General features: G+C 70.6%; 21 protein-coding genes. 10 read left to right on the top strand and 11 right to left on the bottom strand.

Annotated elements, in window-relative coordinates; all coding sequences use genetic code 11:
• Positions 1 to 669: 669 nt before the first annotated feature.
• Together ACWTPI_RS27770 and mdoH are read left to right on the top strand one after the other, a co-directional pair.
• Positions 670 to 2,253 (top strand): glucan biosynthesis protein G, encoded by a 1,584-nt coding sequence (locus ACWTPI_RS27770; protein WP_020202822.1) that lies wholly within the window; start codon positions 670 to 672, stop codon positions 2,251 to 2,253.
• Positions 2,226 to 4,787: a glucans biosynthesis glucosyltransferase MdoH gene (gene mdoH / locus ACWTPI_RS27765; protein WP_082079482.1), complete on the top strand. Its 2,562-nt coding sequence runs from the start codon at positions 2,226 to 2,228 to the stop codon at positions 4,785 to 4,787. The genes ACWTPI_RS27770 and mdoH overlap by 28 nt, the downstream gene beginning before the upstream one ends.
• A gap of 147 nt (positions 4,788 to 4,934) precedes the next feature.
• Here mdoH and ACWTPI_RS27760 read toward each other — a convergent pair whose 3' ends face one another.
• Positions 4,935 to 5,516, bottom strand: a complete 582-nt coding sequence (locus tag ACWTPI_RS27760) for a hypothetical protein (protein WP_059411594.1) — start codon at positions 5,514 to 5,516, stop codon at positions 4,935 to 4,937.
• 331 nt (positions 5,517 to 5,847) lie between these two features.
• Here ACWTPI_RS27760 and ACWTPI_RS27755 point away from each other — a divergent pair, with 331 nt between their 5' ends.
• The gene (locus tag ACWTPI_RS27755) at positions 5,848 to 7,068 is read left to right on the top strand and encodes a Bcr/CflA family multidrug efflux MFS transporter (RefSeq protein WP_020202819.1); all 1,221 of its coding nucleotides are present in this window, start codon (positions 5,848 to 5,850) and stop codon (positions 7,066 to 7,068) included.
• A 16-nt stretch (positions 7,069 to 7,084) separates the two neighbouring features.
• Here the strand turns inward: ACWTPI_RS27755 and ACWTPI_RS27750 are convergent, their stop codons facing one another.
• Both ACWTPI_RS27750 and ACWTPI_RS27745 read right to left on the bottom strand, forming a co-directional pair.
• Positions 7,085 to 7,921 (bottom strand): mechanosensitive ion channel family protein, encoded by an 837-nt coding sequence (locus tag ACWTPI_RS27750; protein ID WP_020202818.1) that lies wholly within the window; start codon positions 7,919 to 7,921, stop codon positions 7,085 to 7,087.
• 169 nt (positions 7,922 to 8,090) lie between these two features.
• The gene (locus tag ACWTPI_RS27745) at positions 8,091 to 9,293 is read right to left on the bottom strand and encodes an ammonium transporter (RefSeq protein WP_020202817.1); all 1,203 of its coding nucleotides are present in this window, start codon (positions 9,291 to 9,293) and stop codon (positions 8,091 to 8,093) included.
• 629 nt (positions 9,294 to 9,922) lie between these two features.
• Here ACWTPI_RS27745 and ACWTPI_RS27740 point away from each other — a divergent pair.
• The 4 genes from ACWTPI_RS27740 to ACWTPI_RS27725 all read left to right on the top strand — a co-directional run bounded on the left by ACWTPI_RS27740 (position 9,923) and on the right by ACWTPI_RS27725 (position 12,313).
• A complete protein-coding gene (locus ACWTPI_RS27740) occupies positions 9,923 to 10,204 on the top strand; it encodes an HU family DNA-binding protein (RefSeq protein WP_020202816.1) in 282 nt (93 codons plus the stop codon).
• A 235-nt stretch (positions 10,205 to 10,439) separates the two neighbouring features.
• Positions 10,440 to 10,925: an acyl-CoA thioesterase gene (locus ACWTPI_RS27735; RefSeq protein WP_029043566.1), complete on the top strand. Its 486-nt coding sequence runs from the start codon at positions 10,440 to 10,442 to the stop codon at positions 10,923 to 10,925.
• A 28-nt stretch (positions 10,926 to 10,953) separates the two neighbouring features.
• Entirely contained in the window at positions 10,954 to 11,430 is a 477-nt protein-coding gene (locus ACWTPI_RS27730) for a CreA family protein (protein WP_454734028.1), read from the top strand.
• Between the two features lie 124 nt (positions 11,431 to 11,554).
• The gene (locus ACWTPI_RS27725) at positions 11,555 to 12,313 is read left to right on the top strand and encodes an SDR family oxidoreductase (protein ID WP_059411596.1); all 759 of its coding nucleotides are present in this window, start codon (positions 11,555 to 11,557) and stop codon (positions 12,311 to 12,313) included.
• Between the two features lie 64 nt (positions 12,314 to 12,377).
• Here the strand turns inward: ACWTPI_RS27725 and ACWTPI_RS27720 are convergent, their stop codons facing one another.
• Positions 12,378 to 14,126: a class I adenylate-forming enzyme family protein gene (locus ACWTPI_RS27720; RefSeq protein ID WP_454733337.1), complete on the bottom strand. Its 1,749-nt coding sequence runs from the start codon at positions 14,124 to 14,126 to the stop codon at positions 12,378 to 12,380.
• Between the two features lie 107 nt (positions 14,127 to 14,233).
• Complete coding sequence (locus tag ACWTPI_RS27715) at positions 14,234 to 14,998, bottom strand: SDR family oxidoreductase (RefSeq protein WP_020202811.1); 765 nt, start codon at positions 14,996 to 14,998, stop codon at positions 14,234 to 14,236.
• Between the two features lie 301 nt (positions 14,999 to 15,299).
• Between ACWTPI_RS27715 and ACWTPI_RS27710 the strand changes: the two genes are divergently transcribed.
• A complete protein-coding gene (locus tag ACWTPI_RS27710) occupies positions 15,300 to 16,073 on the top strand; it encodes a TraB/GumN family protein (protein WP_454733336.1) in 774 nt (257 codons plus the stop codon).
• 14 nt (positions 16,074 to 16,087) lie between these two features.
• Here ACWTPI_RS27710 and ACWTPI_RS27705 read toward each other — a convergent pair whose 3' ends face one another.
• Both ACWTPI_RS27705 and ACWTPI_RS27700 read right to left on the bottom strand, forming a co-directional pair.
• Positions 16,088 to 16,969 (bottom strand): arylamine N-acetyltransferase family protein, encoded by an 882-nt coding sequence (locus ACWTPI_RS27705; RefSeq protein WP_454733335.1) that lies wholly within the window; start codon positions 16,967 to 16,969, stop codon positions 16,088 to 16,090.
• A gap of 18 nt (positions 16,970 to 16,987) precedes the next feature.
• Positions 16,988 to 17,698 carry a Crp/Fnr family transcriptional regulator gene (locus ACWTPI_RS27700; protein WP_454733334.1) on the bottom strand — a complete coding sequence of 237 codons (711 nt, stop codon included), beginning with the start codon at positions 17,696 to 17,698 and terminating at the stop codon, positions 16,988 to 16,990.
• Between the two features lie 183 nt (positions 17,699 to 17,881).
• Between ACWTPI_RS27700 and ACWTPI_RS27695 the strand changes: the two genes are divergently transcribed.
• Complete coding sequence (locus tag ACWTPI_RS27695; RefSeq protein ID WP_020202807.1) at positions 17,882 to 18,379, top strand: Mpo1 family 2-hydroxy fatty acid dioxygenase; 498 nt, start codon at positions 17,882 to 17,884, stop codon at positions 18,377 to 18,379.
• 12 nt (positions 18,380 to 18,391) lie between these two features.
• Here the strand turns inward: ACWTPI_RS27695 and ACWTPI_RS27690 are convergent, their stop codons facing one another.
• The gene (locus ACWTPI_RS27690) at positions 18,392 to 19,291 is read right to left on the bottom strand and encodes a LysR substrate-binding domain-containing protein (protein WP_020202806.1); all 900 of its coding nucleotides are present in this window, start codon (positions 19,289 to 19,291) and stop codon (positions 18,392 to 18,394) included.
• Positions 19,292 to 19,499: 208 nt separating this feature from the next.
• On the opposite strand from ACWTPI_RS27690, the gene ACWTPI_RS27685 reads away from it, so the two are divergent.
• Entirely contained in the window at positions 19,500 to 20,450 is a 951-nt protein-coding gene (locus tag ACWTPI_RS27685; RefSeq protein ID WP_231586447.1) for a DUF1338 domain-containing protein, read from the top strand.
• A 16-nt stretch (positions 20,451 to 20,466) separates the two neighbouring features.
• On the opposite strand, the gene ACWTPI_RS27680 is transcribed toward ACWTPI_RS27685, so the two are convergent.
• Genes ACWTPI_RS27680 through ACWTPI_RS27670 form a run of 3 tightly spaced genes read right to left on the bottom strand, consistent with a single transcriptional unit; the run spans position 20,467 to position 22,849 of the window.
• The gene (locus ACWTPI_RS27680) at positions 20,467 to 21,795 is read right to left on the bottom strand and encodes a sensor histidine kinase (protein ID WP_454733333.1); all 1,329 of its coding nucleotides are present in this window, start codon (positions 21,793 to 21,795) and stop codon (positions 20,467 to 20,469) included.
• Positions 21,796 to 21,798: 3 nt separating this feature from the next.
• Positions 21,799 to 22,476, bottom strand: coding sequence for a response regulator transcription factor (locus tag ACWTPI_RS27675; RefSeq protein WP_059411602.1), 678 nt, complete (start codon positions 22,474 to 22,476; stop codon positions 21,799 to 21,801).
• Between the two features lie 7 nt (positions 22,477 to 22,483).
• Positions 22,484 to 22,849 carry a PepSY domain-containing protein gene (locus tag ACWTPI_RS27670; protein WP_063922984.1) on the bottom strand — a complete coding sequence of 122 codons (366 nt, stop codon included), beginning with the start codon at positions 22,847 to 22,849 and terminating at the stop codon, positions 22,484 to 22,486.
• Positions 22,850 to 22,886 lie beyond the last annotated feature (37 nt).

Raw genomic sequence — 22,886 nt, 5'->3', positions numbered from 1 at the left:
GAGATCCGATCGAGAGGCTGCGGCCTCTCTTTTTTTTGCCTGCCCGGCAGGGCGGCACGCGGCCGCTGTGCGCCGCACGAAGACCGGGGTGCGCCATGCGCCGTTTCGGGGCGCCGGCCCCCGCGTTGACGAAGCGCGATCCGTATCCTAGCGTTGCAGATTCGGGGTTCGTCCATACTGGTTCCAGCGAGCCCGACAAACGCGAAACGCGCACGACACCCGCGCGATGACTGCCATGCCCGCCTTCCCACGCCAAGCGCCGCGATCCGTAAGACGCCGACGAACGGCCTGCGCGCCTGACCTGCGCCGCACCGCGCTCCCGGTGTGACGCACCGGCCCGAAAGCCGCGCGCCAAGCGGCTTCCAGCCCACCGGGGTTTCAAATTGTTGCAAACGTTGCGTGGTCGAAACGTGACTTTTAAGTCTCGAATTGTTAAGGTCCTATTGCGCATTGCAACAAGGCTGTTACTTTTTCAAGACATTGTCGTTATGATGCGTCGCGTGCTCTTTCGGGATCGCGCCGGCGGCGTGCCGAAGCCGCCGCGCCCGGCCGTGACCTGCGCGACCGACGCGATCTCCGCCTGCTGCCGCCCCGGCCCGGCGATGGCCCGCCTCTTGCAGCGAAGCCTGCCGCGGCCCTTGTGTTCAACCCTGCCTGCCACTGGCATCCATGTCCGATACCGTTACCGTGCCGACCACCGTCAACCTTCCGCGCCGCCAGCCGGCGCGCGCCAGCAGCGGCGCCCTGCGCCTGGGCCGGTGGTTGTGCGGCGGACTGCTGGCGGTGTGCGCGCTGGCGGCGCATGCGTTCGACTTCGAGACCGTGGCGGCGCGCGCGCGCCAGCTTGCGGCCACCCCGTACAAGACGCCGGCGCAGAACCTGCCGCGCGAGCTGCGCGAGCTCTCCTACGAGCGCTACCGCGAAATCGAATTCAAGCCCGACCGTCACCTGTGGCGCAACGCCAAGCTGCCGTTCGAGCTGTCCTTCTTCCATGAGGGCATGGTGTTCGACCAGCCGGTGCGCATCAACGAAGTGGTCAGCGGCAGCGTGCGCGAGATCCGCTTCGACCCCTCGGCCTTCAACTACGGCCCGCACAAGCTCGACGCGACCAAGCTCAAGCCGCTCGGCTTCGCGGGCTTTCGCGTGCTGTTTCCGCTGAACCAGCCCAAGGTCAAGGACGAGGTGGTGTCGTTCGTCGGCGCGAGCTATTTCCGCGCGCTCGGCAAGGACCAGTGGTACGGCCTGTCGGCCCGCGGGCTGGCGCTGGACACCGCGCTCAACTCGGGCGAGGAATTCCCGCGCTTCGTCGAATACTGGATCGAGCGCCCGTCGCCGGCGGACAAGCAGCTGACCATCTACGCGCTGATGGATTCGCGCCGCGTGAGCGGGGCCTACCGCATCGTGCTGCGCCCCGGCGCGGAGACGGCGATGGAGGTGAAGTCGCGGCTGTTCCTGCGCGAGCACGTCACCAAGCTTGGCCTGGCGCCGCTGACCAGCATGTACCTGTTCGGCGAGAACCAGCCGTCGCCGGTGCCGGACTACCGGCCCGAGGTGCATGATTCCGACGGCCTGTCGGTCCAGCTCGGCACCGGCGAGTGGCTGTGGCGCCCGCTGGGCAATCCCAAGCGGCTGCTGGTGACGTCGTTCTCGGCCACCAACCCGCAGGGCTTCGGCCTGATGCAGCGCGACCGCAGCTTCGGCAACTACCAGGAGATCGGCGCGTGGTACGAGCGCCGGCCGAGCGCGTGGGTGGAGCCCAAGGGCAACTGGGGCTCGGGCCGCGTGGAGCTGGTGCAGATCCCGACGCCGGACGAGACCAACGACAACATCGTGGCCTACTGGGTGCCGGACAACCCGCCCAAGCCGCGGCAGCCCTTCGATTACGAATACCGCCTGCTGTGGCAGAAGGACAGCGAGAAGCTGCCGCCGCTGTCGTGGGTGACACAGACGCGGCGAGGCCAGGGCCTGAGCCGCAAGCAGGAGGACACCAGCTTCTCGCTGGCTGTCGATTTCGAAGGCCCTGCCTTCAAGAAACTGGCCGCCGACACCCGCATCGATCCGGTGATCTCGGCCGACAGCAACGGGGAGCTGCTCAGCACTTCGACGCAGCGCAACGAGGCCACCGGCGGCTGGCGCATGACGATGGTCGTGCGCCGCAAGGACGAGACCAAGCCGGTCGAGCTGCGCGGCTATCTTCGCAACGGCAATACAACCCTATCCGAGACGTGGAGCTACATCTTACCCCCAGGCTAAAGCGGCGCGCCGCCCCGGCGGCGGCATGCGAGCGCTATCTCGATCGCGTGCCGGTCTCGCCCGACCAGCGCCGCGAGCTGCTTGGCGAGATCGCCGGCAGCGACGGCGCCGAGCCGGCCATGCAGCAACTGCAGCGCAAGCTCGCGGCGAAGGACTGCGCCAAGGACGGCGCGCAGCCGGCCCCCGGCGGCGCGGCCTACGCCTCGGTCTGGCGCCGCCTCGGCCTCGCCTACGGCGCGCCGCAGGCAGCGGGCGAGCCGCTCATCGCGCGGCGCGAGGACGGCACCGTGCATATCGACACCGGCCCGGCCCCGCGGCGCGCCTCGATGGTGCCGCGCGCGTGGCCGCCCCACATCGTCACCGGCTTTCTGCGCAACCTGGGCCGGCGCCTGTTCGGGCGCCCGCCGGTGCCCGAGACCTGGGACACGCTGCACGACGGCCCCGACGCCGAGGGCAAGTGGCACCCGGCCGGCACGCACCGCCGCTGGGTGCTGCTGGGCCTGGTGGCCGGGCAGACCGCGCTGGCCACCTATTTCATGACGAAGGTGCTGCCGTACCACGGCACCGACCCGCTCGAGATCGCCGTGCTGGCACTCTTCGCCATCCTGTTCTCGTGGGTGTCGGCCGGTTTCTGGACCGCCATGATGGGCTTCCTGGTGCTGGCCAAGGGTGGCGACCGCCACCTGATCTCGCGCTCCGCGGCGCAGGCCGGGCCCATCGCCGAGCAGGCGCGCACGGCGGTCATCATGCCGATCTGCAACGAGGACGTGACGCGCGTGTTCGCCGGCCTGCGCGCCACCTATGAATCGATGGAGCGCACCGGCGAGCTGGCGCGCTTCGATTTCTTCGTGCTGTCCGACAGCGGCAACCCCGACCTGCGCGCCGCCGAGACCGACGCCTGGATGGAGACCTGCCGTGCCGTCAACGGCTTCGGCCGCATCTTCTATCGCTGGCGCCGCCACCGCGTCAAGCGCAAGACCGGCAACGTGGCGGACTTCTGCCGCCGCTGGGGCAGCGCCTACCGCTACATGGTGGTGCTCGATGCCGACAGCGTGATGAGCGGCGAGTGCCTGACCACGCTGGTCAGGCTGATGGAGAGCAACCCCGGCGCCGGCATCATCCAGACCGCGCCGCTGGCGGTCGGGCGCGAGACCATGTACGCGCGCGTGCAGCAGTTCTCCACGCGCGTGTACGGCCCGCTGTTTACCGCCGGCCTGCATTACTGGCAGCTGGGCGAGTCGCACTACTGGGGCCACAACGCCATCATCCGCATCCAGCCGTTTATGGAGCATTGCGCGCTGGCGCCGCTGCCGGGCAAGGGGCCGCTGGCCGGCGAGATCCTCTCGCACGATTTCGTCGAGGCCGCGCTGATGCGCCGCGCCGGCTGGGGCGTGTGGATCGCCTACGACCTGGAAGGCTCCTACGAGGAACTGCCGCCCAACCTGCTCGACGAGGTCAAGCGCGACCGCCGCTGGTGCCAGGGCAACCTGATGAACTTCCGGCTGTGGATGAAGCAGGGCTTCCACGCGGTGCACCGCGCGGTGTTCCTCACCGGCGTGATGGCCTACCTGTCGGCGCCGCTGTGGTTCCTGTTCCTGGTGCTGTCGACGATCATGCTGGCCAAGCACGCGCTGGTGCCGCCCGAGTATTTCACGCAGCCCTACCAGTTCTTCCCGACCTGGCCCGAGTGGCATCCCGAGAAGGCGCTCGCGCTGTTCTCGGCCACGGCGACGCTGCTGTTCCTGCCCAAGGTGGCCAGCGTGCTGCTGCTGATGAAGGACGCGCGCAACTACGGCGGGCCGGGCCGGCTGGTCATGTCGATGCTGATCGAGGTGGTGATGTCTGCGCTGCTGGCGCCGGTGCGCATGCTGTTCCACACCAAGTTCGTGGTGGCGGCCTACAGCGGCTGGGGCATTACCTGGAAGTCGCCCCCGCGCGAGGATGCCGAGACCACCTGGGGCGAGGCGTTCCGCCGCCACGGCCTGCATACGCTGCTCGGCCTGGCGTGGGGCGGGCTGGTGCTGTGGATCGATCCGAGCTTCGTCTGGTGGCTGCTGCCGATCGTCGGCGCGCTGGCGCTGTCGATCCCGATGTCGGTGTTCCTGTCGCGCGTGTCGTTCGGCCGCGCGCTGCGCCGCGCCCGGCTGTTCGTCACGCCCGAGGAAGCCCGGCCGCCGCGCGAGATGGTGGCCATGCAGGAGCACGTGGAAGCCGCCGGCGAGCCGCCGGCCTTCATCGACGCGGTGGTGGACCCCGTCACCAACGCCCTGATGTGCGCCACCGGCTCGTCGCGCCTGATCCAGCCCGAGGCCACGCGGCTCGCGCATGCCGCGCTGGTGCAGCAGGCCCTGACCGAGGGGCCCGAGAGCCTGGGCGCCGCGCAGAAGCACCTGCTGCTGGGCGACCCGTTCGCGCTGGCCAGCCTGCATGAGCAGGTGTGGGCCTCGCCGCTGGCGCATGCGAGCTGGAAGGAAACCCGCATCCTGCCGCGGCGCGCGGCCAACGTGGTGCCGCTGCGGCCGCGGCTGGCCTGAGCAGTGCGCGGACGACGGCACCGGCATTCCTCGCGGGGGATGCCGGCGTTTTTCTTTGTGGGGTAGAGGAGCGCGGAGGGAGGGGAGAGAGGGGGCGGCGTCCCGGACCTCAAGCAGGCTTGTCCGGCGCGATCGCGGGCCGGCGCGCTAGCGCAGTGCCGAGGTGCAGATCGGCGCGTTGATGTAGACATCGCCCACGCGGCGCTCGCCGCGCTCGCCGCGCGTCATGTAGCGGAACATCATGCTCACGCCGAGCTTGGTGAGGATTTCCACGTCGCGGTTGGCGCAGATATTGCGCTGCAGGGGCGCGGCATAGCTGAGCTCGAAGCTGGCGAGGTCCAGCATCGGGCCGCGGTACTTGGTGAGCTCGAGCTGGAACAGCACGTGCTTGCCCGGCACCGACTGGCAGCGGCGCAGGCGCGTCTCGCCGTCGATGTCGATCGGCAGCATGTCGTTGAGCTGGCGGCAGGCGCGCGCCAGGATGTTGTCCGGCCGCGCGGTGTTGCGCAGCAGTTCGGGCACGCCGGCCGCGCCGGTGTTCTGGCCGGTGGCCGCGCCCTTGAGCATCTGGGCCAGCGCGTCGGCTTCGTCGGGCGGCGCCGCAGGAGCGGAGGCGGCGGCTTTGGCGGGCGGCGGGGCCGCGTGCGCGTGCCGCGCCCACGGCAAGCTGGCCGCGCCGGCGGCGGCCAGGGTCAGTAAGGCGGTAAGCAGAGCGTGTCTTGTTCTCATGCAGGAAAACGTTGCCGGAAGCCATGCCGGCAGGCTGGCTTCCGCGGTGCGTCGGGCTGCGTGACCGTCCGCCCCGGGCGGCCGACAGGGTGGCATTGTACCCTTGGCCTTGCCGCGGTTGAAAGCCAGCCCCCCTGATCCACGCCGCGCGGCGGCGCGCCCGGGCGCGGACCTTCGCCGCCGGGCGCGCGCACGCCGCGCGCGCCAGCATCATCCGCGTTTGCCGCCGCGGGTGCGCGGCTTGTTACGCTATGCAACAATTACGCCTTTCGCCTTGCCGTTCCCCGCGCGCGCCGCCGGCTGCGCGTCCCCCGTTCCCCAGGATGTTCCGATGAGCCTCTCCGCCCGCGCCCCCCGGGCCGCGCGTTTCCCCCTCTGGCTGCTGGTATGCGCGTCGCTGACCGCGCTGGGGCCGCTGTCCATCGACATGTACCTGCCGAGCTTTCCTGCGCTGGCGGCGGATCTCGGCGTGGACATCGGGCGCGTGCAGCTGACGCTGGGCACCTTCCTGGTGGGGCTGGCGGCGGGGCAGGCTTTCTATGGCCCGATCAGCGACCGCTTCGGGCGCAAGCCGCCGCTCTATGCCGGGCTGGCGTTGTACGCGGCGGCCGCGGCCGGCTGCGCGCTCGCGCGCGACGTCGAGGCGCTGATGCTGTGGCGCTTCCTGCAGGCGCTGGGCGGCTGCGCGGGCATGGTGATGGCGCGGGCGGTGATCCGCGACCGGCTCGAGGCGCACGAGTCCGCGCGCGCCTTTTCCTCGCTGATGCTGGTCATGGGGCTGGCGCCGATCCTGGCGCCGATCATCGGCGGCGCCGTGCTCGGCGTGTTCGGCTGGCGCGCGATCTTCTGGCTGCTGTGCGGCGCCAGCCTGCTGATCCTGCTGGTGGTCCACCGCTATATGGAAGAGTCGCTCGACCACGCCAGCGCCATGCCGCTGCGCCTGGGCCGCGTGCTGTCCAACTACGGCGAGCTGCTGCGCGACCGCGGCTTCGTCGGCTATTCGCTGTCGGCCGGCTGCGCGCAGGCCGGCATGTTCGCGTACATCGCGGGTTCGCCGTTCGTGCTGATCGAGCTGCATGGCATCGCGCCATCGCACTACGGCTTCGTGTTCGGCACCAACGCGCTGGGCCTGATCGCCATGTCGCAGGTCAACGCGCGGCTGGTGCGCAACCGCGCGCTCGACCACGTGCTGCGCGGCGCGCTGCTGGCGCCTTGCGCGGCCGGCGTGATGCTGGCCGCGGTGGCGCTGGCGGGCACGGCGCCGCTGCCGGTGCTGCTGGCGGGGTTCTTCGTGTTCATCGGCAGCCTGGGCTGCATCCTGCCCAATGCGTCGGCGCTGGCGATGGCCCATCAGGGCCACCGGGCCGGCACGGCCTCGGCGCTGATGGGCACGCTGCAGTTTTCGCTCGGCACGCTGGCCGGCGCCGCGGTCAGCGTGTGGCGCGACGGCACCGCGCTGCCGCTCGCCGTGGTCATGGCGGTGTGCGGGATCGGCGCGGTGGGCATGCGCCTGGTCGGCCGCGCCGGCATGCAGGCGCAGCGCCCGGCATGAGCCGGGCCGCGCGGGGTCAGGACGCGGCGGCGCCGCTTTGCTGCAAGACCACCAGTTGCGCCGGCATCGGCGCGGCGTAGCCGGCTTCGCCGAAGCTCTCGCGGATGACGCGGTTGGTGTCGAAATACACCTGCCAGTAATTGTCGTTATGGCAGTACGGGCGCACCGCCAGGACCGGGCCGACCAGCGTGAACTCCAGGATTTCCACGTCCGGCGCGGGCTCGGCCAGGACGTTGGGCAGCGCGGCCAGGCGTTCCTTGAGCAGCGCGATGGCCGCGGCCGCATCGGTGCTGCCGGCCAGCTGGGCTTTGAGCTCGACGCGGCGGAAGGCGTTGGCGCTGAAGTTCTGGATGGTGTCGGAGAAGATCTTGTTGTTGCCGACCACGGTCAGCACGTTGTCGGGCGTGTCCAGCGTGGTGGCGAACAGGCCGATCTCCCTGACCGTGCCGGTCACGCCGGCCACCGTCACGAAGTCGCCGACCTTGAACGGGCGCAGCACCACCAGGAAGGCGCCCGCGGCGAAGTTGGCCATCAGGCCCGACCACGCCATGCCGACGGCCACGCCGGCCGCCGCGATCAGCGCGGCGAAGGTGGTGGTCTGGATGCCGAAATAACCGAGGATGCCGATCACCAGCACCACGTTCAGCGTGACCGTGACGATCGAGCCGACGTAGCGCAGCAGCGTGGGGTCGACCTTCTGCTTGGCCAGCGAGCCCTGCACCAGGCGCACCACGAAATGGATCAGCCAGCGGCCGATCACCCAGAAGGCCAGGGCGGCAAGCACCTTGACCCCAAACTCCGTCGCGTAGGCGACGACGACTTCCTGTAGCTTCTGCAGCGTGGTGGCATCCATCGCGTTCTCCCTTGCCGGCTCTTGCAGGTTCATGAACACCGAACGTCGTGCGGCGCCGCCCGCGCGCGCCGGCGGCGCGGCGCACGTGCGGGCTACGCATTATTGCGTTGCGGCGAGCGGAAGTTCAAGCACAGAATTGTGGGGCTTGGTGTCTGCCGCGGCGGCCGGCTCACCAGCTGGTTTCGCGCTCCGGCGTGGCCGAGATGCGGTGCAGCGAGAGATCCGCGCCGTTGTATTCCGATTCGGCATCGAGCCGGATGCCGACCACCTTCTTGAGCGTGCCGTAGACCACGGTGCCGCCGACCAGGGCGATGACGATGCCCAGCAGGGTGCCGATCAGTTGCGCGACCAGCGAGACGCCGCCGATGCCGCCCAGCGCGCGCGCGCCGAAGATGCCGGCGGCAATGCCGCCCCACGCGCCGCACAGGCCGTGCAGCGGCCACACGCCCAGCACGTCGTCGATGTGCCATTTGTTCTGCGCCAGCGTAAACAGATAGACGAACAGCACGCCGGCGATGGCGCCGGTGATCAGCGCGCCCAGCGGGTGCATCAGGTCCGAGCCCGCGCACACCGCCACCAGCCCGGCCAGCGGCCCGTTGTAGGCGAAGCCGGGATCGTTGCGGCCCGCGGCCCAGGCCGCCAGCGTGCCGCCGGCCATCGCCATCAGGGAGTTGATCGCCACCAGCCCGCTGATCTTGTCGACGGTCTGCGCGCTCATCACGTTGAAGCCGAACCAGCCCACCGCCAGCACCCAGGCGCCCAGCGCCAGGAACGGGATGTTGGAGGGCGGATGCGCGCTGATGCGGCCATCCTTCTGGTAGCGGCCGCGGCGCGCGCCCAGCAGCAGGATGGCCGGCAGCGCGATCCAGCCGCCCATCGCATGGACCACCACCGAGCCGGCGAAGTCGTGGAACGGGGCGCCGGCCACCGAGGCGATCCAGTCCTGCACGCCGAAGCGGTTGTTCCAGGCGATGCCCTCGAAGAACGGGTAGACCAGGCCGACCAGGACGAAGGTGGCCACCAGTTGCGGGTTGAAACGCGAGCGCTCGGCAATGCCGCCCGAGATAATCGCCGGAATGGCCGCGGCAAATGTCGCCAGGAAGAAGAACTTCACCAGTTCATAACCGCTGCGCTGCGCCAGCGTCTGGGCGCTGGCGAGGAACTCCACGCCATAAGCCACCGTATAGCCGATAAAGAAATAGGCAATCGTGGATATGGCGAAATCCACCAAAATCTTGACCAGCGCATTGACCTGGTTTTTCTTGCGCACCGTGCCGAGCTCAAGAAACGCAAAGCCCGCGTGCATGGCGAGCACCATGATCGCCCCTAACAGGATGAACAGGGCATCGGTGCCGCTCTTCCAATTGTCCATACATTCCTCATGCTCAAAATGGGAGCACCCGTATGCAATAACCGTTCCAGATTGGTCCCATGCAGGTGCATGACTGCACCGTCTTGGTGGTTGCCGCACTGCTTTGTGGCCGGCGGCGGCAGTCGAGGACTGGCAATGTCGGCCGCGGGCGGGCAGAATGCGCCGTGCCGCGCGCCGGGAGGCGAGCCGGCGGTCCGCACGGCCTGCGCCAAAATGATGCGGTGCATTGATTTGGGGCGCGCGGATGGTCCTGGCCTGCACCAAAATGAGCGTTGTCGCCATATCGGTGCATGGCGGCGTCGGTGGCGCTGCCGGTTCCGACGGGGGCGCCAGGGGGCTTCCGGGCCGCGCGGCGGGGCCGGGCGGCCGGTGCCGGACAGGCTCGCGCGCCGTGCCCGCGGACTTACGCGCGTTCGAATTCGGCTACCCTCACGAACCGTATTTGAAAGCGTGGAAAAGGAGTGTAAATTCCCCGCAAAGGCGCTTGACTCAAGGATTTCCGGCTTTTTTCGTTGCATTGGTGCCACTGGGGATTGCCCAATGCGTAAAGCGCGGATTAGACTGCGCCGATCGGTGATTTGCCGCGTGGCAGACACTCCGATGACGACGACCAACAAGGGAAATCAGCCATGAATAAAGGTGAACTGGTATCTGCCATCGCCGCTGACGCGGAACTGAGCAATGCTGCAGCAGAGCGCGCGCTGAATGCCGCTCTGGACAACATTAAGAAGGCGGTTGCCAAGGGTGATTCGGTAACGCTGGTGGGCTTCGGCAGCTTTGGCTCGGGCAAGCGCGCAGCGCGCACCGGCCGCAACCCGCGTACTGGCGAAACCATCAAGATTCCGGCCGCCAAGACGGTGAAGTTCTCCGCCGGCCAAGGCTTCAAGGACGCTGTGAACAAGAAGAAGTAAGCAGTTCGCGTCTGCAGCGCAGCGGAAATGAGAAGGCGGCCTCGAAAGGCCGCTTTTTTATCGTCCCGCATTCCCATCTCCCGCATCTCATTGCCCGTGTCTCCGGCGGTATCGCCGGCGGCATCGTCCCCGCCCGCGCGGGCGCGGCGGCGCGGCCGTTCCGGGTTACACTGCCGGGCATCGGCGCGGGCCTTCGCGGACCTGCCCGGCAGCCCCCAGAATCCGGATTTTGATCATGAATGACCTGTCCCACCAGCTTTCCATGACCGTGTTGATGACACCGGACATGGCCAACTTCTCCGGCAACGTGCACGGCGGCACCATCCTCAAGTATCTCGACATGGTGGCCTATGCCTGCGCCAGCCGCTACGCGGGGCGCTACGTGGTGACGCTGTCGGTGGACCAGGTGGTGTTCCGCCAGCCGATCCACGTCGGCGAACTGGTGACGTTCCTGGCGGCGGTCAACTACACGGGCCGCAGCTCGATGGAGATCGGCATCAAGGTGGTGACGGAGAACATCCGCAGCAAGTTGGTGCGCCATACCAACAGCTGCTACTTCACGATGGTGGCGGTGGACGACAACGGCGCCCCGGCCGAGGTGCCGACGCTGCAGCCGCGCGACGAGGTGGAGCGCCAGCGCTTCGCCGCCGCGCAGGCGCGCCGCCAGCTGCGCCAGGAAATGGAAAAACGGCATGACGAGATCACCGGCAAGGCGTCCTGAGACGATGGGCGCGGCCATGCAGACCATGATGAAGCGCAAGCTCGCTTTTGCCCTTGCCGTGCCGGCGCTGCTGGCGCTCGCGCTGCCGGCGCGGGCCGAGGAGATCGGCAGCGTCAGCACCAATTTCCGCATCACGGGCTCCGACAAGGTGGTGATCGAAGCCTATGACGATCCGGTGGTGGCGGGCGTGACCTGCTACGTGTCGCGCGCGCGCACCGGCGGCATCAAGGGATCGCTGGGCATGGCGGAGGACCCGGCCGAAGCCTCGATCGCCTGCCGCCAGGTGGGCCCGATCTCGTTCAAGGAGCCGCTGCGCCAGCAGGACAATGTGTTCTCCGAGCGCATGTCGATCCTGTTCAAGGCGCTGCACGTGGTGCGCACGGTGGACCGCAAGCGCAACACGCTGGTCTACCTCACGTATTCCGACCGCATCGTCTCCGGCAGTCCGCAGAACAGCGTGACCGCGGTGCCGGTGGGGGCGGACACGCCGATTCCGATCAGGTAGCGCCGCCGGGATCCCGCTTCCCGCCATATCCGCATCGTCCAGCATCGTCCACGCATTCCCATCCGGCGGGCCAGGCCCCGGGCCCGGCCCGCTGCAATTCCAATCAAGCATCGGAGAAGACAACATGACTCAGCAAGGCAAGGTGGCGCTGGTGACGGGCGCGGCCCGCGGCATCGGCAAGGCGGTGGCGCAGGCGCTGCTGGCGGCGGGCTACCGCGTGGTGTTCGCCGGCCGCACGGCCGAATCGATCGAGGCGCTGGCCGCGCAGGCGCGCGCGGACGGCCACGTCGCGCTGGCGGTGCAGTGCGACGTGGGCGACCCGGCCTCGGTGGAGCGCCTGTTCGAGACGGTCCGCAAGGAATTCGGCCGGCTCGACGTGCTGTTCAACAACGCCGGCATCAACGCGCCGGCGGTGCCGATCGACGAACTGTCGGTGGAGCAGTGGCTGGCGGTGGTCAACACCAACCTGACCGGCGTGTTCCTGTGCTCGCGCGCGGCCTTCGCGCTGATGAAGTCGCAGAGCCCGCGCGGCGGGCGCATCATCAACAACGGCTCGATCTCGGCGCACGCGCCGCGGCCGAACACGGTGCCGTACACGGCCACCAAGCACGCCATCACCGGCCTGACCAAGAGCCTCTCGCTCGACGGCCGCGCCCACGACATCGCCTGCGGCCAGATCGACATCGGCAACGCCGCCACCGACATGGCCTCGCGCATGGCGCGCGGCGTGCCGCAGGCCAACGGCGAGATCGCGCCGGAGCCGCTCATGGACGTGGCCCACGTGGCCAGCTCGGTGGTCCACATGGCCAACCTGCCGCTCGACGCCAACGTGCAGTTCATGACCGTGATGGCCACCAAGATGCCGTTCGTCGGGCGCGGCTGAGCGGCGCGGCGCGGAACGCGGGGCCGGCACGCAGCCGTGCCGCCGTGGCCGCGTCGGGCCAGCGTCAGGCCGCCGCATCGAACATCTTGCGCAGCGTCGACTTCAGGATCTTGCCGTTGGCGTTGCGCGGCAGCATCTCCGGGCAGAACACGATCCGCACCGGCACCTTGAACGCGGCCAGCCGCTCGCCCACGAAGGCCTGCAGCTCGGCTTCCGTGACCTGCGCGCCGGGCTTCAGCGCGACCACCGCGGCCGGCTCCTCGCCCAGCGTGCGGTGGGCGATGCCGACCAGCGCCGCGTCCATCACCGCGGGGTGGCCGTAGAGCGCGCTTTCGACCTCGATGCAGTAGATGTTTTCGCCGCCGCGGATCAGCATGTCCTTCATGCGGTCCACGATGTACAGAAAACCGTCCTCGTCCAGCCGCGCGATGTCGCCGGTCCGGAGCCAGCCGTCCACGAAGGCCTGCGCGGTGGCCTCGGGCTTGTTCCAGTAGCCGCGCACCACGTTCGCGCCGCGCACCATCAGCTCGCCGGTCTCGCCCGCGGGCAGCGCGCGCCCGCGCCCGTCCACGATCTTCATCTCGCCCACCGGCAGCGCAGGGCCGCTGCTTTCCGGGCGCGCCACGTATTCCTCGGCGCTGTGGCTGGTGAAGGTGGCCGAGGTCTCGGTCATGCCCCAGCCGATGCCCGGCGCCGAATGCGGGAACACCTCGGTGATGCGCCGGACCAGCTCGGCGGAGGCGGGCGCGCCGCCGTAGTTCATGTTCTCCAGCGAGGTCAGGTCGAAGCGCGCGCGCTCGGGATGCTCGATGAGCTGCCACGCGATGGTCGGCACGCCGCCCGCCGCCGTGCAGCGCTCGCGCTCGATCAGCGCCATCGCGCGCACCGGCTCCCAGCGGCGCATCAGCACGATCTTGCTGCCGTTGGCCAGCGCGCCGTTGAGCGCCGCCATGCAGCCGGTGACGTGGAAGAACGGCACCGACAGCAGCATGCCTTTCTGCGGCGCCAGCGGATCGGGCGCGGGAATCGGCTCGCCGCGGCGCAGGCAGTTGCGCATCGGGCTGAACAGGCCGGCCACCGCCACCGTGGCCGAGTTGCGATGCGTGCCGAGCGCGCCCTTGGGCTTGCCGGTGGTGCCGGAGGTGTAGAAGATGGTGGCGTCGTCGTCCGGCTCGATGGCGATGTCCGGCACCGGCAGCGCGGGCAGCGCGGCCCACGCATCGGGCGCGCCGAGCAGGCTTTCCAGCGCGGCGATGCGCGCGTCGCCGCGCGCGGCGCCGGCGCGGCTGACGTAGACCTTTTCCAGCGCGGGGCAGCCGGGCAGGTGTTCGAGGATGCGGCCCAGGCGCTCGTCGTCGACGAAGGCGACCCGGCTGCCCGAATCGGCCAGCCCGTATTCGAGCTCGGCGCCGGTCCACCAGGCGTTGAGCGGCGTGATGATGGCGCCGGCCAGCAGCGCGCCGTAGAAGATCACCGGCCACTCGGGCAGGTTGCGCATGGCCAGCGCCACGCGGTCGCCCTTGCGCACGCCGTCGCGGGCCAGCGCGTGCGCCACCGTCAGCGCGGCGCGGCCGAAGGCGTCGTACGAGACCCGCTCGTCCTCATAGACCACGAAGGTCTTGCCGCCCTGCGCGCGGGCGAGCAGGAACAGCTCGCGCAACGTGGGCGGCGCGTTCCTGAAGATGGTGGTGGGAATGCCGCGGATGACGCGCGTCTCGGTCTCGAACGGCGCGCCGGGCGCGGTGAGGCGGGCATGCGCCTCGGCCAGGCTGATGGCCGGCCAGGACGCGGCCGCTTGCGGTTGGTTCGGCATCGGTGCCTCCCTGACTGCATGGCGGAATGGAGCCCGCTGGCGGCGGACTCCCGAGGGAACAGCGGGAACAGCGGGCGGGCGCGCGGGCACGGGCGTGCCCGCGCGGCTCAGATCGTCACGCCGCCGTCCACCACCATCGCCTGCCCGGTCATGAAGGTGCTGGCCGCCGAGGCCAGGAACACCGCCGCGCCGGCGATCTCCACCGGCTCGCCGATGCGGCGCAGTGGCGCGCCCTGGGTCGACTGCTTGTAGCGCTCCGGGTCTTCCCACAGCGCGCGCGCGAAGTCGGTCCTGATCAGCCCCGGCGCGATGCAGTTCACGCGCACGTTGTGCGGGCCGAACTCCACCGCGAGGTTGCGCGCGAGCTGGAAGTCGGCCGCCTTCGACACGTTGTACACGCCGATGGTGGGCGAGCCGCGCAGCCCGCCGATCGACGACACGATGATGATGGAGCCGTCGCGGCGCGCGATCATCTGCGGCGCCACCATCTGGATCAGCCAGTGGTTGGAGATGACGTTGTTGTCCAGCACCTTGCGGAACTGCTCGTCGGTGACGCCGCTCATGGGCCCGTAGTAGGGGTTGGAGGCGGCGTTGCAGACCAGCACGTCGATCTTGCCGAAGGCGCGGCTGGTCTCGTCGACCAGCCGCTGCAGGTCTTCCTTGGAGGAGATGTTGGCGGGCACGGCGATGGCGGTGCCGGCGCCATGCCTGCCATTGATGGCGTCGACGACTTCCTGGCAGGCCTCGGCTTTGCGCGAGGAAATCACCACACGGGCGCCCTGTACCGCCATCTGCTCCGCGATGGCGCGGCCGATGCCGCGCGAAGAGCCGGTGACGATGGCAACCTTGCCGGTCAGGTCGAACAATGACATGCGTGTCTCCAGATGTCCGGGTCCTCGCCGCGCGGGACCGGATGTTTTATGAAAAGCGTGATCGGGATGCGGGCGCGGAAGCCAGACCCGCCGGACCTGCCGGCGCGCCGCGCAATGCTACCGCCCGGTAGATTATGGTCGGGCGGCATGGCCCAGTCCACACGCAAAGCGGCGGCCGGCACGGCTTATCAGTGTTTTTTCTGCCGGCAATTCACGCGGTGCATGGCCGTGTTCTGCACAGCGGGAGGCGGTATGCTGGCGGCGCGGCGGCGGCATTGCCCGCGCCGGGGAGATACGCTTCATGCTTTGGCAGATCAGGAACACCGGCGTCGCCCTGCTTGGCGCCATCCACGTACTCGATGCGCCGCTCACGGCGCTGGCGCCGGCGGCGGAACAGGCTTACCGCGCGGCCTCGCGCGTGGTCTTCGAGGTCGCGCTGGACCGCGTGCCGGACGGCGGCGCGGCCTATTTCCCGGAAGGAGACGGCCTCGGCCGGCATCTCGCGCCCGCCGTGCTCGGGCAGGTGCGGGCGCTGTGGCAGGACTTCGGCCTGCCCGCCGCCGAGCTGGAGCGCCTGCGTCCGGTGTTCGCGGCGCTGCACCTGCAGTTCGCGCTGGCAGCGCGGCAGGGCATCGTGGCGCAGCACGGCGTGGACCGCTACCTGTGGATGCGCGCGCGGGCGGACGGCCTGCCCGCCGAGGCGCTCGAAGACGCCGGCGAGGCGCTGCGCCTGCTGCGCGACGTGCCGCTGCACGAGCAGCTCGGCATGCTGGCGTTCTTCGCCGCGCAGCCCGCGCTGGCCGCCGCCGAGCCGGCCGACATGGTGCGCTGGTGGCGCGGCGGGCAGGCCGCGCCGTTCGCCGCGCTGCTGGCGCAGCGGCGCGCGCAGTGGCCGGCCACGCTGGCGGCCCTGGTCGACGCGCGCAACCGGCTGTGGCTGCCGAAGATCCTGGCGCTGATCGCCACGCGCACGCCGGCGCTGGTGGTGGTCGGCGCGCTGCACCTGGTCGGCGAGACCGGCTTGCCGGCGCTGCTCGCGCAGGCCGGATTCGAGACGCAGCCGGCCGGCGCCTGACACGCGGCCGGCGCTCAGCCGGCGCGCGATGCCGACAACAGCGCCGGCAGCATCGCCTTCAGCGTCTGCGCGTCGGCCGGCTCCAGCGCCAGGCCGAAGCGCCCGGCTAGCAGCGCGATCACATCATCGGGCGCATCGAGCCGTTCGCGCTGCACGCTGCCGTCCGCCGCGCGCACGTGGAAGTCGCCGTCGAGCAGGGTGAGCCGCGCCTCGCCCTGCGAGCGCGCCACGGTGAGGCTGTTGCGGAACAGGCTGTCCGGGTGGGTGGCGGTGTACCAGTTGCGCTGCTCGTAGTCGATCTCCTGCTGCGGCGAGAGGTCGAAGCGGTAGAGGCGGAACCAGCCCTCGGCGCCGCGCGCTTCCATGTCGTACTGGTGGAAGGCCGCGGGCGCGGCATCCGCCGGGGCCGGGGCCAGCCGGTAGGGGAACGCGGGATCGGCCTCGCCGGCCGGCGGCAGCGGCAGCGCGCGGTACGGCGTGGGGCCGCCGAAGCCCACGTCCACGATATGGCTCAGGTGCGCGGCTTCCACGCGCAGCAGCATGTGCGACTGCATGGTCGGCACCGCGTCCGGCACGTGCCAGCGCACGCGCGCGGCCAGCGCCGTGACGCCGTAGCCGAGCGCGCGCAGCGCGGCGGCCAGCAGGGTGTTGTGCTCGAAGCAATAGCCGCCGCGGCGCCGGCTTACCAGCTTGTCGAACACGGCGTCGATGCCGATGCGCACGGGCCGCTGCAGCAGCACGTCGATGTTCTCGAACGGAATCCGCGCCAGGTGCGCGGCGATCAGGCTGTCGAGCGCGGCGCGGTCGGGGGCCGGCGGATGAGGGTGGCCGATGTGGTCGAGATAGGCTTGCAGGCGCGGGGCGCTCAGCGTGGTCGGCGTGTTCAGTGTGGTCATGGGTATCGTCATGCGGGGTCAGGACAGCGCCAGCAGCGCCGGCACGTCGAGCAGTTCTATATCGGCGTAATGCAGCCGCAGCAGCCCGCGCGCTTCCAGCTCGCGCAGCGCGTGGTTGACGGTCTGGCGCGACAGCCCGAGCATCTGGCCGAGCTGCTCCTGCGGGATGTGCACGGAGCGGCGCCCGCCGGCGGGCAGGTCGCCGTAGGCCTGCGCCATCGCCGCCAGCCGGCGCGCAGTGCGCGCCAGCGGCGGCAGCACCTGGGTCTCTTCCACGTAATGAAAGGCCTCGCGCGTCTTGGCCGCCAGCAGCTTGCCGAACTCGCGCCACCATTGCGGATGCTGCGCCAGCATGGCGTAGAGCTTGTCGCGCGGCAGGTGCAGCACGGTGGCGGCGCTGGTGGCGTGCGCGTCGTGGGTGCGCGCCAGGCCGTCGAACAGGCAGATCTCGCCGAACCACGCGCCCGGGACCAGCAGGCCGAGCAGGGCGGCTTTGCCGGCGGCGCTGTGGGCGTCGATCTGCAGCGTGCCGGCGAGCACCGCGAAGATGCCGTCGAAGGCGTCGCCGCGCGCGAACAGCAACTGGCCGGCGGCCAGCCGGCGCGGCGTGGCGTCGCGCAGCAGCGCGTCCTGCATGGCCGCGGGCAGCGCGGCGAACCAGCTTCCCGCGCGCAGCACCGGCAGCGGGTCGGGCGCCTGCGCCGGCTGCGCGCGTGGCGTTGCGGGCATCGTCGTCTCCTGTGTTTTTGTCTGGCCTGGCGGGCTTGGTGTTTTCCCTCTGCCGGGGCGGCCGGGGACTGTCAAAAACCGGACAGACCCGCGTGCCGGCGCCCCTTTACCATACCGCCACATCCGGCCCCATCATAAGCCGCACGGCGAGCGGCGGCGTTCGCGGGACGGCAGGAGACACAGTTGAAAACACTGATCGACCACCTCGCGAACTACGCGGCCTACCACCGCGATCCGCGCAATGTGTTCACGCATTTTATCGGCATTCCGATGATCGTCCTGGCCGTGACCACGCTGCTCGCGCGCCCGGCCATGCCGCTCGGCGAGGGCCCGGCCTACCTGACCCCGGCGATGGTGCTGTACGCGCTGTCGTGCCTGTTCTACCTGCGCCTGTCGGCCGGCTTCGGGCTGGCCATGACGGCGATCCTGGCGGGCTTCGTCTATGTGGGCGGCCTGCTGGCGGCGCTGTCCACCGGCGCCTGGCTGGCCTGGGGCATCGGGCTGTTCGTGATCGGCTGGGTGATCCAGTTCGTCGGCCACTATTACGAAGGCCGCAAGCCCGCCTTCGTCGACGACCTGTCCGGCCTGGTGGTGGGGCCGCTGTTCCTGGTGGCCGAGACCGCCTTCGCGCTCGGCCTGGCGCGCGACACGCGCGAGGCCGTCAGCGCCCACGCGCACTGAGCGGACGGCCGCCTACGCGGCCTGCGCCAGCAGCCAGCCGCGCAGCTGCAGCACCTTGTCGTCGGGCGCCAGCCCGCGCCGGTGCGCGAAATAATAGGCCTTGCGGCTTTCGGCCTCGGCCGGCAGCGCGGCCAGCGGCATCACCAGCCGGCCCTGCGCCAGCTCCTCGGCAATCAGGATGCGCGGAATCAGCGCCACGCCCACGCCGGCGGCGGCGGCCTGCGCCAGCATGGTGTAGAGGTCGTAGCGCGGGCCGCGCATGGCCTGCGCCGGCAGCGCCGCGCCCGCCGCCGCCAGCCAGTCGTGCCACGCGCGCAGGCGGGTGGTCAGGTGCAGCAGCGGCAGCGCCAGCAACTGCGCCAGGTCCAGCCGCTTGCGCCGCCCCAGCAGCGACGGGCTGCACACCGGCACCGAGGGGCCTTCCTGCAGGATGCGCTCGCCCTCGGTGCCCGGCCACAATCCCTCGCCGTAGTAGATCGCCGCGTCGAAGGCGGTATCGCTGAGCTCGAATGCCTCGGTGCGCGCCGACAGGTGCAGCGTGAGGTCGGGCAGGGCCTGCGCCAGCTGCGGCAGGCGCGGGATCAGCCACTGGCTGGCGAAGGTCGGGCCGATGGCCAGCTCGATGGCGCGCCCGCGCGGGCGCTGCGCCATCACGTCCAGCGTGACCTGCTCGATCTGGTCCAGCCGTTCGCGCACTTCCTCGGCATAGGTGCTGCCGGCCGGCGTGAGCGCGATGCGCTTGCGGATGCGGTGGAACAGCGGCACGCCCAGGCGCGCCTCGAGCGCGGCGATCTGCCGGCAGACCGCGCTTTCGGTCACGGCCAGCTCGTCGGCGGCGCGGGTGAAGCTGCCCAGCCGCGCTGCGGCCTCGAACATCTGCAGCGCGGTGAGGCTGGGTATGCCTTTGCGCATAGTGCGTTTTGGGAAGGAAGTTGGTGCGAAGTTATCAATTGTACGAAGTCCCGCGCGGTCTCACAATAAGGCCGCCGGGAGGCTCCAGGCTCCCGCCGTCCCCCGAAAACAAACGATTTCCAGCGTATTGACCATGACCAAGCCGAATCTGCAACGCCTGCTCGAAACCATCTGTGGCGAAGCACAGGCAACCGAGTTGCTGCAATTGATGAATGTTTCGCCCGAGTTGCTGAACGCTGGCGGCGACACGGCCAGCCGCGCCGAAGTGGCGCAGGCCCTCAACATGGTGCTGTTCGCCGGCATCCTCGAGCGCGTGCCGACTGGCATGGCCTACACCCGCGACGTGATCCGGTCCGGCGGCCGCGTGGTGTTCGACCACGGCGCGCTGCGCACCGTGAAGTGGGACTGCGGCAGCCTGCCCGGCGGCGAGATCGCCTTCACCCGCATCCTGGGGCCACTGGGCTACCGCCTCAACGGCACCTATCCGCTGGAGCGCATCGGCATGACCGGCCGCTCCTACGCGCACGCCGACCTGCCCGACGACATCGCCCAGTATTTCCTCAGCGAACTGCATCCGGAGCGCTTCAGCGCCGAATTCCAGGCCGCCGTGTCGCGCGTGGTGTCGGGCTCCGCCGACCCGCTGGGCGAGGACGCCGTGGTGCTGCTGGCCGTGCTCGAGCGCGATGCCAGCCTGCCGCTGGCCGACGCCGCGCGCCTGGTGCCGCAACTGGCCGCCTGCTTCGAGCGCCACCACGCCGCGCCGGCGCTGGCCGACTACGAGCTGCTGCTCAAGGAATCGGCCGAGATGGCCTGGATCTCCACCGAGGGCAACGCCTTCAACCACGCCACCGACCGCGTGGCCGACGTGCGCGCCGTGGCCGACGCGCAGCGCGGCCTGGGCCGCCCGATCAAGGACACGGTGGAAGTCTCGCGCTCGGGCCGCGTGCTGCAGACCGCGTTCAAGGCCGATCCGGTCGAGCGCGGTTTCGTCGGCGCGGACGGCGCCATCGTGAAGCGCACCGTGCCGGGCTCGTTCTACGAGTTCATCACGCGCGACTTCGTGCCCGCCACCGAGGGCACCGCCGGCACGCTGGACCTGTCCTTCGACGCCGGCAACGCGCAGGGCATCTTCAAGATGACCGCGGCCTCGGCCTGCTGAAGCCGGCGCGCCGGCTTCAGGGCTGGCCCGCCGGCAGCGTCAGGCGGGCCAGCAGCCCGCCCAGCTCCCCGCGGCCCAGTTCCAGGCCGCCGTCGTAGAGCGCGGCCATCTCGCTGACGATGGCCAGCCCCAGGCCGCTGCCGGCGGCGGTTTCGTCGAGCCGCGCGAAGCGGGCCGTGGCCAGCTCGCGCGCCGCCTCCGGCATGCCGGGGCCATCGTCCTCCACCCGCACTTCCAGCATTTCCCCGCGTTCGGCCAGCGTCACGCGCACGCGCGAGGCGGCCCACTGGCAGGCATTGTCGAGCAGGTTGCCGAGGATCTCGATCAGGTCCTGGCGGTCGCCGGCAAAGTGTCCTTCCCCTTCCACCTCGATGGCGATCGCGCGCCCGGCATGCAGGCGGGCCAGCGCGCGCGCCAGCTCGGCCGCGGCCGGGCCGGCCTCGATGCGCGCGCCGCGCGCGCTGGCGGCGCCGGCCGCGCGCGCGCGCGCCAGGTGGCGGTCCACCTGGCGGCGCATGGCCTCGACCTGCGCGGCGGCGGCGCGCGCGGCGTCGCCGGGCAGCCGGGCGGCCTCGTTGGCGAGGATGGCCAGCGGCGTCTTGACCGCGTGGGCGAGGTCGGCGGCCTGCCGGCGCGAGCGCGCCAGCGCGTCGGCATTGCGCGCCAGCAGGCTGTTGATCTCGCTGACCAGCGGCACCACTTCGGCCGGCCACGTGCCGCCCAGCCGGCTTTCGCGGCGCGCCTGCATCGCCGCCAGCGCCTGGCGCAGCCGCGCCAGCGGCGCCAGCCCGAACTTTACCTGCGCCGCCACCGCCAGCAGCAGCCCGGCGCCGAGCGCCGTGAGCGACCACGCCAGCAGCCGGTTGAACGCCTGGCGCGCGGCGCGCAGTTCGGTGCGGTCGAGCGCCACCGAGAGCGTCACCGGCGCATCGGCCGAGGCCAGCACGATCGGCCGCGACACCACCAGCAGCGACTGGCCGTTGGGCCCGGGGCGCACCTCGGCGTGGCTGCCGGCGACCCGGCTGTCCACCGTGGTGGGCATGTCCGCGTCCCACAGCGAGCGCGAGCGCAGCGTGCTGCCGCCGCCTTGCGCCTGCCAGTAGGCGCCGGAGTAGGGCAGCTCGTAGCGCGGGTCGGCCGGCGCGCGCGTCAGCGCGAGCTTGCCGTCGGCGCTCCAGTCCAGCGCGGCGGCGAGGCTGGCGAGCTGGTTGTCGAGCTGGCGCACGTAGGTCTGGTTGACGTGGCGGGCGAACAGCGTGGACAGCAGCCAGCCGGTGCCGCCGAGCGCGGCGGCCAGCCAGATGGCCGCCACCGCGAGCAGGCGCAGCGCGAGCGACTGGCGCATGGCTCAGTCTCCTGCCGGCGCGGGCGGCGGGCGCAGCCGGTAGCCCTGGCCGCGCACGGTCTCGATCACGTCCACGCCGAGCTTGCGCCGCAGGCGGCCGACGAAGACCTCGATGGTGTTGCTGTCGCGGTCGAAATCCTGCGCGTAGATATGCCCGGTCAGGGTGGCCTTGCTGACGATGGCGCCCGGGTGGTGCATCAGGTAGTCCAGCACCTTGAACTCGTGCGCGGTCAGCACCACGGCCGCGCCGTCCACCGTGGCCATGCCGGTGCGCGGGTTCAGCCGCAGCGGACCGCAGGCCAGCTCCGGCGCCGGCATGCCGTGGGCGCGGCGGATCAGCGCGCGGATGCGGGCCAGCAATTCTTCCATGCGGAACGGCTTGGCGAGGTAGTCGTCGGCGCCGGCGTCGATGCCTTCGACCTTGTCGGTCCAGCTGTCGCGCGCGGTCAGGATCAGCACCGGCACGTTGACCTGCGCCGCGCGCCAGCGGCGCAGCACGGACAGGCCGTCCAGCCCGGGCAGGCCGAGGTCGAGCACCACGGCGTCGTACGGCTCGGTGGCGCCGAGGTGGCAGCCGTCGATGCCGTCGGCGGCGGTGTCGACCGCGTAGCCGGCGTCGGCCAGGCTGGCGTGGACCTGGGCGGCGAGCGTGGCTTCGTCTTCCACCAGAAGGATGCGCATGCGGGCTTCAGGGTTTCTTGCGGGCCTGGTCGAGATCGCGCCCCTTGGCCTTGAGCAGGGCCGCGGTGCGGGCATCGTATTCGAGCTTGGCGACCGCGCCGGTGGGCAGCAGCAGCTTGACCTCGTACTGCCAGAGGCCGTCGTCGTGGTCGAGCTTGACGCCGATCACGTCGCCGGCGTACTGCGCCGCGACCGTCTCCAGGATGCGGGTGAGGGGCAGGATCTCGCCCGACTGCACCGCGGCGCGCGCGCGGTCGGCGTCCTTGTCGGCATGCGCGGGCGCCGCGGCGCACAGCAGCGACAGCGCGGCCAGCAGCGGCAGCGGGTAGCGAAAACGGCAGCGGGGGCGGCGGGCGGCGGGGTCTGTCTTCATCGGGCGCATGGTGGACGCATGGTGCGCGGGCCTGGCT

Source organism: Cupriavidus ulmosensis (genome assembly GCF_977008105.1).
Note: the sequence above shows the minus strand (reverse complement) of the source record. Positions and strands in the feature narration are given on the sequence as shown.

Coding starts and splice junctions, on each gene's coding strand:
- ACWTPI_RS27770 (WP_020202822.1), top strand. CDS start 670: ATGTCCGATACCGTTACCGTGCCGACCACCGTCAACCTTCCGCGCCGC.
- ACWTPI_RS27760 (WP_059411594.1), bottom strand. CDS start 5,516: ATGAGAACAAGACACGCTCTGCTTACCGCCTTACTGACCCTGGCCGCC.
- ACWTPI_RS27755 (WP_020202819.1), top strand. CDS start 5,848: ATGAGCCTCTCCGCCCGCGCCCCCCGGGCCGCGCGTTTCCCCCTCTGG.
- ACWTPI_RS27750 (WP_020202818.1), bottom strand. CDS start 7,921: ATGGATGCCACCACGCTGCAGAAGCTACAGGAAGTCGTCGTCGCCTAC.
- ACWTPI_RS27745 (WP_020202817.1), bottom strand. CDS start 9,293: ATGGACAATTGGAAGAGCGGCACCGATGCCCTGTTCATCCTGTTAGGG.
- ACWTPI_RS27740 (WP_020202816.1), top strand. CDS start 9,923: ATGAATAAAGGTGAACTGGTATCTGCCATCGCCGCTGACGCGGAACTG.
- ACWTPI_RS27735 (WP_029043566.1), top strand. CDS start 10,440: ATGAATGACCTGTCCCACCAGCTTTCCATGACCGTGTTGATGACACCG.
- ACWTPI_RS27730 (WP_454734028.1), top strand. CDS start 10,954: ATGAAGCGCAAGCTCGCTTTTGCCCTTGCCGTGCCGGCGCTGCTGGCG.
- ACWTPI_RS27725 (WP_059411596.1), top strand. CDS start 11,555: ATGACTCAGCAAGGCAAGGTGGCGCTGGTGACGGGCGCGGCCCGCGGC.
- ACWTPI_RS27720 (WP_454733337.1), bottom strand. CDS start 14,126: ATGCCGAACCAACCGCAAGCGGCCGCGTCCTGGCCGGCCATCAGCCTG.
- ACWTPI_RS27715 (WP_020202811.1), bottom strand. CDS start 14,998: ATGTCATTGTTCGACCTGACCGGCAAGGTTGCCATCGTCACCGGCTCT.
- ACWTPI_RS27710 (WP_454733336.1), top strand. CDS start 15,300: ATGCTTTGGCAGATCAGGAACACCGGCGTCGCCCTGCTTGGCGCCATC.
- ACWTPI_RS27705 (WP_454733335.1), bottom strand. CDS start 16,969: ATGACCACACTGAACACGCCGACCACGCTGAGCGCCCCGCGCCTGCAA.
- ACWTPI_RS27700 (WP_454733334.1), bottom strand. CDS start 17,698: ATGCCCGCAACGCCACGCGCGCAGCCGGCGCAGGCGCCCGACCCGCTG.
- ACWTPI_RS27690 (WP_020202806.1), bottom strand. CDS start 19,291: ATGCGCAAAGGCATACCCAGCCTCACCGCGCTGCAGATGTTCGAGGCC.
- ACWTPI_RS27685 (WP_231586447.1), top strand. CDS start 19,500: ATGAATGTTTCGCCCGAGTTGCTGAACGCTGGCGGCGACACGGCCAGC.
- ACWTPI_RS27680 (WP_454733333.1), bottom strand. CDS start 21,795: ATGCGCCAGTCGCTCGCGCTGCGCCTGCTCGCGGTGGCGGCCATCTGG.
- ACWTPI_RS27675 (WP_059411602.1), bottom strand. CDS start 22,476: ATGCGCATCCTTCTGGTGGAAGACGAAGCCACGCTCGCCGCCCAGGTC.
- ACWTPI_RS27670 (WP_063922984.1), bottom strand. CDS start 22,849: ATGAAGACAGACCCCGCCGCCCGCCGCCCCCGCTGCCGTTTTCGCTAC.